The sequence below is a fragment of the Bacillus sp. FSL M8-0266 genome, from assembly GCF_038613425.1.
GTDB lineage: Bacteria > Bacillota > Bacilli > Bacillales > Bacillaceae > Bacillus > Bacillus pumilus.
The window spans coordinates 1584974-1598113 of the sequence record NZ_CP152015.1; the positions used below are offsets into that span (position 1 = coordinate 1584974).

Sequence of the window (13140 nt, forward strand, 5' to 3'; positions counted from 1 at the left end):
AAATGAATGATCTATCGACTATGAGCAGCTTGTCTACAGAAGAGATTTTACAGCTGATTGAAGAAGCAACGGCTCTCAAAAAGGGGAAGCAAGAGCCTGGCTTAGCGGGAGAATTTGTAGCAAACCTCTTCTTTGAACCAAGCACAAGAACACGATTTAGCTTCGAAGTCGCCGAAAAGAAACTGGGGATGAATGTACTGAGCTTAGATGCGGCAAGCACCTCCGTTCAAAAAGGCGAAACCCTATACGATACGGTAAAAACGCTTGAATCCATCGGTGTGAAAGCTTGTGTGATCAGAGACAGCACTGATGAATATTACAACGAGCTAATCGGGAAGGTTGGGATTCCCATCATCAATGCTGGAGATGGCTGCGGGCAGCACCCGACCCAATCACTGCTTGACCTAATGACCATCTATGAAGAGTTTGGCGGCTTTGAGGGCTTAACGATTTCGATTCATGGAGACATCAAGCACAGCAGGGTGGCAAGGTCGAATGCTGAAGTACTCTCAAGGCTCGGAGCGACAGTCCTTTTCTCAGGGCCTGCTTCCTTCCAAGATGAGCAAAACCCTCACGGAACGTATGTCCAAGTAGACGAAGCCATTAGACAATCTGATGTGGTGATGCTGCTTAGAATCCAGCATGAACGGCACGCTGAAAAAATGGGCAATGAAGATTACTTATCGACTTATGGATTAACAGTAAACAGGGCAAACAACATGAAAGAACGAGCCATTATCATGCATCCAGCACCAGTAAACAGAGGTGTGGAGATAGATGATTCTTTAGTGGAATCAGAGCAGTCACGAATTTTCAAGCAAATGGAAAATGGCGTTTATGTCCGAATGGCGGTATTAAAAAGAGCTTTTCAAAATAGCAGACTATATCAAAAAGGGAGAGATTCTGTCTATGTCGTATCTCATTAAAAACGGTTTTATCTTAACAAGCACAGGTGAAAAAGTGAAGCAGGATATTAGGGTAGAAGGAGAAGTGATTCAAGCGATTGGTCACTTAGAAAGAGAAGATGGAGAAGAGGTCATTGATGCTAAAGGGCTATTTGTTTCACCAGGCTTAATTGATCTGCATGTACATTTAAGAGAGCCAGGTGGAGAGAAAAAGGAAACGATTGAAACAGGCTCTAAAGCAGCAGCAAGAGGCGGCTATACAACGATTGCAGCGATGCCGAATACACGCCCAGTTCCGGATACAAAAGAGCAAATGGAGTGGCTCATGAATCGGATCGAAGAGACCTGTTCTGTCAGAGTACTGCCATACGCCTCCATCACAACTAGGCAAATTGGGGAAGAGATGACAGACTTTGCAGCACTAAAAGAAGCAGGCGCCTTCGCTTTCACAGATGACGGGGTTGGCATCCAAACAGCAGGCATGATGTACGAAGCGATGAAAAAGGCAGCAAGCCTTGATCAAGCGATTGTGGCACACTGTGAAGATAACTCGCTCATTTACGGAGGATGCGTTCATGAAGGAGAATTTTCAAAAGCAAATGAATTAAACGGAATACCGTCCATTTGTGAATCGGTGCATATTGCAAGAGATGTTCTTTTAGCAGAAGCAGCGAACTGTCATTATCATGTATGTCATATCAGTACGAAAGAATCTGTGCGAGTCGTTCGCGATGCAAAAAAAGCAGGCATCCGTGTGACGGCAGAGGTGTCACCGCACCACCTGCTCTTATGTGATGCAGACATCCCAGGACTTGACACAAATTATAAAATGAACCCGCCGCTCAGAGGAAAAGAGGATCGCGAGGCACTAATTGAGGGACTGTTAGATGGAACGGTTGATTTCATCGCAACAGACCATGCACCGCATACAGAAGAAGAAAAGAACGAAACGATGCAGCGCGCACCTTTTGGAATAGTCGGACTTGAAACAGCGTTCCCGCTTCTGTACACACGATTTGTCAAAACGGGCGAATGGACATTAAAAGAACTCGTTGATTATATGACGATCAAGCCAGCAGAAGCTTTCTCCCTTCCTTATGGAAAGCTGGAAGAAGGACAAACAGCTGATATTACACTCATTGATTTAAACAAAGAAATGGCAATCGATAAAAAAAGCTTCTTATCTAAAGGACAAAATACACCGTTTGACAAATTGACTGTATCAGGATGGCCGGTCATGACACTTGCATCTGGGAAAGTCGTGTATGAAGAGGGGAGACTAGTAAAATGAAAAGACGCTTAGTGCTAGAAAACGGAACAGTATTCGAAGGAACAGGCTTCGGCAGCTTAGAATCGTCAGTCGGAGAAGTCGTCTTTAATACAGGGATGACGGGCTATCAAGAAATTTTGTCTGATCCATCATACTGCGGACAAATTGTCACACTCACTTACCCGCTTATCGGCAACTATGGCATCAACCGTGATGATTTTGAATCGATCACACCGTTTGTAAAAGGGCTGATTGTGAAGGAGCTTTGTGAAAAGCCCTCAAACTGGCGCTCTTCATACTCGCTTGATGAGTATTTGAAAATGAAAAACATTCCAGGCCTTAGCGGAATCGATACACGGAAGCTGACGAGAATGATTCGAAGTGCAGGTACTTTAAGAGGGGCATTTGCAGGACCGGATGAACAAGTGGAAGATGTGGTCCGCCGCCTTCAAACAATGCAGCTGCCAACTGATCAAGTAAGTCAAGTATCTGTGAAAAATGCGTATCCAAGCCCAGGAAGAGGAAAAAGAATTGTCCTTGTCGATTTCGGCATGAAGCACGGCATTTTGCGCGAACTCAATAAACGTGACTGTGATGTCATCGTGGTGCCGTACAATATCACGGCAGATGAAGTACTGCAGTTAAAGCCTGATGGAATCATGCTTTCAAACGGCCCCGGGGATCCTGCTGATGTACCAGAAGCAGTCGAGATGATTCAGCACTTGATTGGAAAGGTTCCACTCTTTGGCATTTGCCTTGGACATCAATTATTCGCGCTTGCGTGCGGTGCAAGTACTGAAAAAATGAAATTCGGTCACAGAGGCTCGAATCACCCAGTCAAGGAACTAGCAACTGGCAAGGTGACATTGACAGCTCAAAACCACGGCTACACAGTCAGTGCGATTAACGAGGACGTGCTTGAAGTCACACATATCGCACTAAACGACAATACGATTGAAGGGTTAAAACATAAAGAAGCACCAGCATTCACTGTCCAGTACCACCCAGAAGCATCACCAGGTCCAGAAGATGCGAACTACTTATTCGACCAGTTCATGGACATGATTCATACAACTGAGAAAGAAGGGGAAGAAGTATGCCAAAACGCGTAGACATCAAAAAGATTTTAGTTATCGGTTCAGGTCCAATCATCATCGGTCAGGCAGCGGAGTTTGACTATGCAGGCACACAGGCTTGCTTAGCACTAAAAGAAGAAGGCTATGAAGTCGTTCTTGTGAATTCCAATCCAGCGACCATCATGACAGATACAGAAATGGCCGATAAGGTATACATCGAACCACTGACACCAGAATTCTTAACACGAATCATTCGAAAAGAACGTCCTGATGCGATCTTGCCAACACTTGGCGGACAAACTGGACTTAACCTTGCTGTTGAATTATCAGACCTTGGTGTATTAGCTGAATGCGGCGTTGAAGTACTCGGTACAAAGCTGTCAGCAATCCAAAAAGCAGAAGACAGAGATCTATTCCGTAATCTGATGAATGAACTAAATGAGCCTGTACCAGAAAGTGCAATCATCCATAACCTAGAAGAAGCGATGGCGTTTACGAATCAAATCGGTTTCCCTGTCATTGTGAGACCAGCTTATACATTAGGCGGAACAGGCGGCGGAATTTGTACAAACGAGCAAGAGCTGAAGGAAATCGTCGAAAATGGTTTGAAGCTAAGCCCAGTCACACAATGTTTACTTGAAAAAAGTATTGCAGGCTTTAAAGAAATTGAATATGAAGTCATGCGTGATAGCGGTGATACTGCGATCGTTGTTTGTAACATGGAAAACTTTGATCCAGTCGGTATCCACACAGGTGACAGTATCGTTGTGGCGCCAAGCCAAACGTTAAGTGACCGTGAATATCAGCTGCTTCGCAATGTGTCGCTCAAGCTAATCCGAGCACTTGGGATTGAAGGCGGATGTAACGTACAGCTGGCGATTGACCCAGACAGCTTTCAATACTATATCATCGAAGTAAACCCGCGCGTGAGTCGTTCTTCTGCACTTGCGTCGAAAGCAACAGGTTATCCAATTGCCAAACTTGCAGCGAAAATTGCTGTCGGCTTAACGCTTGATGAAATGATGAACCCAGTCACAGGTAAAACCTATGCCGCCTTCGAACCGGCACTTGACTATATTGTGTCTAAAATCCCGCGCTGGCCGTTTGATAAATTCGAATCTGCCAACAGACGTCTTGGCACGCAAATGAAAGCAACGGGTGAAGTAATGGCGATCGGTCGTACGTTAGAAGAGTCTCTTCTAAAAGCTGTCCGTTCACTTGAAGCTGATGTGCATCACATTGAATTAAAAGATGAAGCAGATATCACAAACGAAGTGCTTGAAAAGCGGATTATCAAGGCGGGAGATGAACGATTATTCTATATTGCCGAGGCGCTTAGAAGAGGCTATACGGTTGAACAAATACATGAATTCTCAAAAATTGATTACTTCTTCCTTCATAAACTGGAAGGCATCATCGCTTTTGAAAAGACATTAAAAGAAAACAAAGGCAATACAGACGTATTAAAAGAAGCGAAAGAAAAAGGCTTCTCAGACATCTATATTAGCCGCGAGTGGAATATGAATGAAGCGGACGTCTACACGCTAAGACAAGAAGCAGGCATCGTACCTGTTTACAAAATGGTAGATACTTGTGCGGCTGAATTTGAATCCGAGACGCCATATTTCTACAGCACGTATGAAGATGAAAATGAATCAGAACGTACAGACAAGAAAAGTGTCATCGTATTAGGCTCAGGTCCTATCAGAATCGGTCAAGGAGTAGAATTTGATTATGCGACCGTTCATTCTGTGTGGGCAATCAAACAAGCAGGCTATGAAGCAATCATTATTAACAACAACCCTGAAACGGTCTCAACAGACTTTAGTATTTCAGACAAGCTCTACTTTGAACCACTTACTGTAGAAGATGTAATGCACATTATCGATCTTGAGCAGCCTGAAGGAGTCGTTGTCCAGTTCGGCGGACAAACAGCAATCAACCTAGCAGATGAATTATCAAATAGAGGGGTGAAGATTCTCGGCACTTCTCTTGAAGACCTAGACCGAGCCGAAAACAGGGACAAGTTTGAACAAACATTAGAAGCACTCGGCGTGCCGCAGCCTAAAGGGAAAACAGCTACGTCTGTGCCAGAAGCTGTAGCGATTGCCAATCAGATCGGCTACCCAGTCCTTGTCCGTCCTTCCTATGTATTAGGCGGTCGCGCAATGGAAATTGTTTATCAAGAAGCTGAGCTTCTTCACTACATGGAGAATGCAGTGAAAGTCAATCCGCAGCACCCAGTGCTAATTGACAAATATTTGACAGGGAAAGAAATCGAAGTAGATGCCGTGTCTGATGGCGAAACTGTCGTGATCCCAGGCATTATGGAACATATTGAAAGAGCTGGGGTTCACTCTGGTGACTCGATTGCGGTTTACCCGCCGCAAACATTGTCTGAAGAGATCAAAGAGAAGATCGCAGAATACACGATCAAGCTCGCAAAAGGACTCAACATTATTGGGCTGCTAAACATTCAATTTGTTCTCTCAAAAGGTGAAGTGTTCGTACTTGAAGTGAACCCGCGTTCAAGCCGGACAGTTCCTTTCTTAAGTAAAATCACGGGCATCCCGATGGCAAACCTGGCGACAAAAGTCATTTTAGGAGAAAAACTGAAAAACTATGGCTACGAAGAAGGACTTCACACAGAGCAAGAAGGGGTGTACGTCAAAGTTCCAGTCTTCTCTTTTGCAAAACTAAGAAGAGTCGATATTACACTCGGACCTGAAATGAAATCAACAGGTGAAGTCATGGGGAAAGATGTCACAATCGAAAAAGCTCTTTACAAAGGGTTAATTGCATCAGGCATTCAAATTCCTAAAGATGGGACAGTTCTTCTGACAGTTGCTGATAAGGATAAAGAAGAAGGACTTGAGATTGCGAGAAGATTCCATTCAATCGGCTACCATATTTTAGCGACAGAAGGAACGGCGAATTACTTAAAACAAGCCTCCATCCCATCAAGTGTTGTTGGCAAAATAGGAGAAGAAGGCAAAAATCTTCTCGATGTCATTCGAAACGGGGAAGCCCAATTTGTCATCAACACTCTGACGAAAGGAAAACAGCCGGCAAGAGACGGCTTTAGAATCAGACGTGAAGCTGTTGAAAATGGCGTAGCTTGCTTAACGTCGCTAGATACAGCAGAAGCGATTTTAAGAGTACTAGAAAGCATGACATTTAGAGCGGACGAAATGCCAGAAGTGAAAACGAATGCTGAGGTGACAGTAACGATATGAAAAAAGCATACTTGACGGTCGTCTCAAATCGAGAGATCGCTGATCATATTTACGAAATGACATTAAAAGGTGACCTTGTGGACTCCTTTCAAACGGCTGGACAATTTCTTCATATCAAGGTCAGCGAGTCCATGACACCGCTGCTGAGAAGACCGATCAGTATTGCCAATATTCATGCCGAGAAACAAGAAGCAACCATCATCTACCGTGCAGAGGGAGAGGGCACAAAGCTCCTTTCCCAAAGGCGCGATGGGGAATCCATCGATGTATTAGGGCCGCTTGGCAACGGGTATGATCCATCAGTTGTTCAGCCAGGTCAGACAGCGTTGCTAGTCGGTGGTGGAATTGGAGTACCGCCTTTATATGAGCTGTCCAAGCGTTTAACGAAAAAAGGCGTCATCGTCAAGCATGTCCTTGGCTTTCAATCGAAAAAGGATGTATTTTACGAGGAGAAATTCCAAGCACTCGGAGATACATTTATCGCGACAGTTGATGGAACATATGGCGCAAAGGGCTTCGTGACAGGTGTGATTGAAGAGAATGATTTGAGCTTTGATGTCATGCTTTCCTGCGGGCCGACCCCTATGTTAAAAGCACTAAAAGACTCTTACCCTGATAAGCCTGTCTACATTTCTATGGAAGAACGAATGGGCTGCGGAATTGGTGCTTGCTTTGCATGTGTCTGTCATACAGACCAGCACGAAAAAGCTTACGTCAAAGTCTGTTTGGATGGACCTGTATTTAAAGCAGAGGAGGTGGCGTTGTCATGCTAAACGTTGAGTTACCAGGCTTATCTTTAAAGAATCCGATTATCCCTGCATCAGGCTGCTTTGGATTCGGGAGAGAATTTGCTTCATTATACGACTTATCCGTGCTTGGCGGTATCATGATCAAAGCCACAACCTTAGAACCGAGATTTGGCAACCCGACACCAAGGGTAGCAGAGACAGGTGCCGGGATGCTCAATGCCATCGGTCTTCAAAATCCTGGCCTAAAAGGCGTGCTGGAAAATGAATTGCCTTGGCTCGAGCAGTTTGATACGCCTATTATTGCAAACGTCGCTGGCTCACAGGTCGATGATTATGTTGAAGTAGCGAAGCAGATCAGCCAAGCAAAAAATGTCCATGCCCTTGAACTGAATATCTCGTGTCCGAATGTCAAAACAGGCGGAATTGCTTTTGGTACAGATCCTCAAATGGCAGCAGCATTGACAAAAGCGGTGAAGGACGTGTCCTCCGTTCCTGTCTATGTCAAACTGTCTCCTAACGTAGCCAATATTGTGGAGATTGCGCAAGCGATTGAATCTGCTGGAGCGGATGGACTCACGATGATTAACACGTTAATCGGTATGCGTTTAGATTTAAAAACGGGGAAACCGATTCTTGCCAATAAAACAGGCGGATTATCAGGCCCTGCTGTCAAACCTGTCGCTGTGCGCATGGTACATGAGGTCAGTCAAGCGGTTTCTATCCCGATTATCGGAATGGGCGGAGTGCAAAATGCTGAAGATGTACTTGAATTTTTACTAGCAGGTGCGAGTGCAGTAGCTGTTGGCACAGCCAATTTTGCAAACCCATTTATTTGCCCAGAAATCATTGAAGAACTGCCAAAAGTATTAGCAGCCTATGGGTATTCATCTGTAAAGGAATGTACCGGAAGGAGCTGGAAACATGAAGCACTCGCCCATCATCGCGCTTGATTTTCCATCAGGGCAGGAGGCGCTTGCCTTTTTAGAACCCTTTGAAGGGACACCATTATTTGTGAAGGTCGGCATGGAGCTGTTTTACCAAGAAGGACCTGCCATCCTTGACGCACTTAAGGAAAAAAACTGTCGCATTTTCCTCGACCTCAAATTACATGACATTCCAACAACGGTGCAAAAAGCAATGAACCGGCTTGCCGCACTTGGCGTTGATCTAGTCAATGTCCATGCTGCTGGCGGGAAACAGATGATGCAAGCTGCGTTAGAAGGGCTTGAAAGCGGAACGCCTGCTGGACAAAAACGTCCAGGCATTATTGCAGTGACTCAGCTGACGAGTACATCTGAAGACATGATGAGAAGTGAATTACTCATAGACCGTCCGCTGCAAGAGACTGTTATCCGGTACGGTCAATTGGCATATGAAAGTGGACTAGACGGTGTTGTTTGCTCTGTTCATGAATCCAAAGCCCTTCATGAGCACATCTCACCTGACTTCCTCACTGTTACGCCAGGGATTCGTTTACTAAATGATCAAACCGATGATCAAAAGCGTGTGGCAACCCCTGCTTATGCAAAAGAGCAAGGTGTTTCACAAATTGTTGTCGGAAGGTCAATCACAAAAGCTGAAGAACCATTGGAAGCCTATCATCAAATTTTGAAAGAGTGGGAGTGACTGCCAGATGAAAACAAAAATCGCTAAACACCTATTACAAATCAAAGCGGTCTCATTGAAACCAGACGAACCGTTTACATGGGCAAGCGGTATCAAATCACCGATCTATTGTGACAACCGTCTCACCTTGTCCTATCCAGAAGTCAGACATGACATTGCTGAAGGTCTTAAAGAGCTGATTCTCACTCATTTTGAGGGAGCAGAGGTGATTGCTGGTACTGCAACAGCAGGCATCCCGCATGCGGCATTAGCGGCAGACCGTCTGAACGTCCCAATGTGTTATGTCAGAAGTAAGCCAAAAGCACATGGAAAAGGAAATCAAATTGAAGGCGCCGTATCTAAAGGCCAAAAGGTGGTCGTCGTAGAAGACCTGATTTCAACAGGAGGCAGTGTGCTTGAAGTGGTCGCTGCTCTTCAAGAAGCGGGCTGTGACGTACTAGGCGTTGCCGCGATCTTCACATACGGTCTGCCAAAAGCTGCGGCAGCATTCCAAGAGAAAAACATTCCATATGTCACCCTAACAGACTATGATACCCTCACAGACGTGGCACTTGAGCTGAAAGCGATTGAGCCTTCTGCTATGAATAAATTGAAACGCTGGAGACAAGATCCTTCCTCTGAATCTTGGATGGAAGAAACCGTCTAAAAAGCTGCGCGTACCCGCACAGCTTTCAGCGCGCGGACAAACCCTCGCATTCTTTGTCAGGACTGCGTGCCGGTGCTCACGAATGTTCAATTCGCTCCGCTCCGGTACTCGTCTTTCCTAGACTGCAAAGGTTTTCTATCACGCTGAATACAATCTGAAGCTGCGCCTCCCCGCACAGCTTTTTTATTTGGTTAAAAATAGTAAAATAGACTCAAATTTAAATAAAAACTAATCCTATCAATAAAGTCGGGTTGACTTTTGTTTGAATTGTGTTAATATTTAAGACAAATTAAAACACTTATCCAGAGAGGTGGAGGGACTGGCCCGATGAAGCCCGGCAACCTGCGATTTGCAAGGTGCTACTTCCTACAAAATGATTCTATTTTGAAAGATAAGGAAATCGTGAGCTTCCTCATCTTTCTTTCGGACTGAAAGGAAGTTTTTTTATTTTAACGGTGAGGGGGAAGTGAAGCAAAAGCAGGATGAAGACTTAATTGAAGCCTATGCATAAACTGATTGGGGATATGAATTCAGTTTAGTTACACTGATTGTTCAGGACGGTCAAGTGATTCAAGTGGCAGAAGACAGAAAAAAATTCAGTTGACGTAGTGCGGAGAGTAGTGATACTCCGGAAGGGGAGAAACAATGTTAACTTATGAAAATTGGCAAGAGCCGTCCATTACATTTCAAGAAGATGATTTGTATAAAGGGGCCTTATCTGTGCTGAAATGGGCATACGGTCATTATGGTGATCAGCTCGTTTATGCATGCAGTTTTGGTATTGAAGGCATCGTCCTCATTGATCTGATTGCGAAAGTAAAAAAGGATGCAAGAATTGTCTTTTTAGATACAGGTCTGCATTTTAAGGAAACGTACGACACAATTGATGCGGTAAAGGAAAGATACCCGGGTTTAGATATTGTGCTGAAAACCCCTGAGCTGACGGTTGAGGAGCAAAACGAGCAGCATGGTGATCAGCTATGGAAAACAGATCCTCAAAGCTGCTGCCATATGCGTAAGGTCATTCCTTTGCAAGAAGCGCTATCTGGCTATCCGGCATGGCTTTCTGGCTTAAGGAGAGAGCAGTCACCTAAGCGAGCAGGGACGAACTTTTTAAATAAGGATGAAAAATTCAAATCAGTGAAAGTATGTCCGCTTATCCACTGGACGTGGAAGGACATATGGAGATATGCATCTAGAGAGGAACTTACTTATAATCCGCTGCATGATCAGGGATATCCAAGTATCGGGTGTGCCCCGTGTACACAGCCAGCATTTACTGCCGAGGATCTGCGGTCTGGCAGATGGTCAGGCACAGCTAAGACTGAGTGCGGATTACATGAGTAAGGGAGCATAGTGTATGGAAATTGCCGCAATTTTATTTAGTTTATTTTTCGCTCTAAACATTGGCGCGAGTGGTGCAGCAGCTTCGATGGGAATCGCGTACGGATCAGGTGCGATTCGAAAGCCGATCTATGCACTCAGTGTATGCGCAGTTGGGATTTTAGCAGGTTCAGTTATTGGCGGTGGTGAGGTTGTCAAAACGATTAGCTCTGGGATTATGCCTGAATCCGTCATTACACTTGAAATTGTTTGTATTATTATTGGTTCTGCTGCATTATCACTCTTTATAGCGAATCTGATGGCCATTCCTTTGTCAACGAGTGAGGTGACAGTAGGAGCTGTAGTTGGTGTCGCGGTCGCATATAAAGTATTGTATGTGAAATCCATTTTAGTCATTGTGGCATTTTGGGTCATCATTCCGCTTGTCGCCTTTCTTTTTACCTTTGTTGTAGTCAAAATCATCAGAATGTTCCCTAAACGTAAGTTGTCTAAAAAAGGAACAATTATTTTATCCATTGTTTTAATCCTTAGTGGATTTTTAGAAGCATTTTCAGCAGGCATGAACAATGTGGCAAATGCAGTCGGTCCACTTGTTGCCGCGGGCGTTTTGTCAGTTGGGCAAGGAACGCTTTACGGCGGAATCTTTGTCGCCATTGGAGCCCTCTTGCTTGGTAGAAGAGTACTAGAAACAAATGGAAAGAAAATTACCCGCTATCAAACGGGCGAAGGGATATTGCTTTCGAGTACCGGTGCTGGACTTGTCATCGTCAGCTCTATTTTTGGGCTGCCAGTCCCACTTACCCAAATCACCTCCTCGTCTATCATTGGGCTTGGCATGGCAAAAGGCGGACCTAATATTTTTCATAAACATGTGGTGAAAAAAATGCTGAAAGTGTGGGTTGTATCACCCTTTTTATCACTCAGTCTATCGTATTTGCTGGTGAGTCTTTTCTTAAAAGGAGACTATTACTCTATCTTTATCATGATGAGTGTACTGCTTGCCTCACTTGGTGCGCTAAGTCTGATGAAGGCAGTCAAAAATGAAAGCAGCTCGATTCATGAACAGGGCGGCGGGATTTAACGACAAATCCGACTATTTACATCTAATAAATAAGAACATTGAGAGGAAGATGAACAAATGAGTTTAACACCACATGGTGGCGTATTAATTAATCGAGTAAATGAAGAGTATGACCTCAGCATGGCTGCGAAGGAAATTGAACTAGATGCTATCTCTTTTGCAGACCTTGAACTCATAGCAATTGGCGGGTATAGTCCAATTGAAGGGTTTTTAACAAAAGCTGATTATGAAGCGGTTGTGAGCAGTATGCGGCTAGCAAGTGGTGTCGTTTGGTCTCTTCCTATTACACTGCCAGTGACAAAGGAAAAGGCAACGGAAATCCATCGAGGCGATATTGTGCGTCTATCGTATAATGGAACTGTATATGGCGTGATTGAAGTAGAGGATCAATACACACCAGATAAGGAAAAAGAAGCGGTGAATGTGTATAAAACTGATGACCGCAATCATCCAGGCGTGAAAAAATTATTTGAACGCGGTGACACGTACATTGGCGGTAAAATTACACTGACAAAACGCAGCGAAAAACCATTCCCTCAATTTACGTATGAGCCAGAAGAAACAAGACGTCATTTTAAAGAGAACGGCTGGAAAACGATTGTTGGTTTCCAAACGAGAAACCCTGTTCACCGTGCCCATGAATATATTCAAAAGACAGCACTTGAAACCGTCGATGGTTTATTTTTAAATCCACTTGTCGGTGAAACAAAATCAGACGATATTCCGGCAGACGTGAGAATGAAAAGCTATCAAGTGTTATTGAACGGTTATTACCCAAAGGATCGCGTCTTTTTAGGTGTTTTTCCTGCGGCAATGCGTTATGCTGGACCAAAGGAAGCAATCTTTCACGCGCTTGTTCGTAAAAATTACGGCTGTACTCACTTTATTGTGGGAAGAGATCATGCAGGTGTTGGTGATTATTACGGCACATACGAGGCGCAGGAGTTATTTGAACAATTTACAAGCGAAGAAATTGGCATTACCCCGTTAAAATTTGAACATAGCTTCTACTGTAATACATGTGAAGCAATGGCAACACCAAAAACATGTCCTCACGATAAAAGCGAGCATGTCATTCTTTCAGGTACAAAGGTTCGAACGATGCTGAGAAACGGAGAATTACCGCCAAGCACGTTCAGCCGAAAAGAAGTCATTGAAACATTAATCGAAGGATTAAAAACGACGGTATCTTAATGGGAGGGTATGA

Annotated in this window: 11 protein-coding genes and 1 riboswitch; all 11 genes read left to right on the forward strand. The window is 44.3% G+C overall.

All coding sequences use genetic code 11. The annotated features are described in order from the left end of the window. Window positions 1-2: 2 nt before the first annotated feature. Window positions 3-926, forward strand: coding sequence for an aspartate carbamoyltransferase catalytic subunit (locus MKY83_RS07980; RefSeq protein ID WP_185107205.1), 924 nt, complete (start codon window positions 3-5; stop codon window positions 924-926). Continuing rightward, window positions 910-2196, forward strand: a complete 1287-nt coding sequence (locus tag MKY83_RS07985) for a dihydroorotase (RefSeq protein ID WP_342488477.1) — start codon at window positions 910-912, stop codon at window positions 2194-2196. Before MKY83_RS07980 ends, MKY83_RS07985 begins: the two co-directional genes overlap by 17 nt. Continuing rightward, the gene (locus MKY83_RS07990; RefSeq protein ID WP_065097241.1) at window positions 2193-3287 is read left to right on the forward strand and encodes a carbamoyl phosphate synthase small subunit; all 1095 of its coding nucleotides are present in this window, start codon (window positions 2193-2195) and stop codon (window positions 3285-3287) included. The genes MKY83_RS07985 and MKY83_RS07990 overlap by 4 nt, the downstream gene beginning before the upstream one ends. Next, window positions 3272-6487 carry a carbamoyl-phosphate synthase (glutamine-hydrolyzing) large subunit gene (gene carB / locus MKY83_RS07995; protein WP_185107209.1) on the forward strand — a complete coding sequence of 1072 codons (3216 nt, stop codon included), beginning with the start codon at window positions 3272-3274 and terminating at the stop codon, window positions 6485-6487. Before MKY83_RS07990 ends, carB begins: the two co-directional genes overlap by 16 nt. Then, window positions 6484-7260: a dihydroorotate dehydrogenase electron transfer subunit gene (locus tag MKY83_RS08000; RefSeq protein ID WP_044141971.1), complete on the forward strand. Its 777-nt coding sequence runs from the start codon at window positions 6484-6486 to the stop codon at window positions 7258-7260. Before carB ends, MKY83_RS08000 begins: the two co-directional genes overlap by 4 nt. Next, window positions 7254-8186 (forward strand): dihydroorotate dehydrogenase, encoded by a 933-nt coding sequence (locus MKY83_RS08005; RefSeq protein ID WP_342488479.1) that lies wholly within the window; start codon window positions 7254-7256, stop codon window positions 8184-8186. The genes MKY83_RS08000 and MKY83_RS08005 overlap by 7 nt, the downstream gene beginning before the upstream one ends. After that, on the forward strand, window positions 8158-8862 hold the full coding sequence (gene pyrF, locus MKY83_RS08010) for an orotidine-5'-phosphate decarboxylase (RefSeq protein WP_065097245.1): 705 nt from the start codon (window positions 8158-8160) through the stop codon (window positions 8860-8862). The genes MKY83_RS08005 and pyrF overlap by 29 nt, the downstream gene beginning before the upstream one ends. Before the next feature lie 7 nt (window positions 8863-8869). After that, window positions 8870-9508 carry an orotate phosphoribosyltransferase gene (pyrE, locus tag MKY83_RS08015; protein WP_044141967.1) on the forward strand — a complete coding sequence of 213 codons (639 nt, stop codon included), beginning with the start codon at window positions 8870-8872 and terminating at the stop codon, window positions 9506-9508. A 295-nt stretch (window positions 9509-9803) separates the two neighbouring features. Then, window positions 9804-9906: riboswitch (SAM riboswitch) on the forward strand. Window positions 9907-10153: 247 nt separating this feature from the next. After that, window positions 10154-10855 carry a phosphoadenylyl-sulfate reductase gene (locus tag MKY83_RS08020; protein WP_003211029.1) on the forward strand — a complete coding sequence of 234 codons (702 nt, stop codon included), beginning with the start codon at window positions 10154-10156 and terminating at the stop codon, window positions 10853-10855. A 13-nt stretch (window positions 10856-10868) separates the two neighbouring features. Beyond that, window positions 10869-11933: an inorganic phosphate transporter gene (locus tag MKY83_RS08025; RefSeq protein ID WP_065097246.1), complete on the forward strand. Its 1065-nt coding sequence runs from the start codon at window positions 10869-10871 to the stop codon at window positions 11931-11933. Between the two features lie 57 nt (window positions 11934-11990). After that, window positions 11991-13127 (forward strand): sulfate adenylyltransferase, encoded by a 1137-nt coding sequence (gene sat / locus MKY83_RS08030; RefSeq protein WP_342488481.1) that lies wholly within the window; start codon window positions 11991-11993, stop codon window positions 13125-13127. Window positions 13128-13140: the final 13 nt, after the last annotated feature.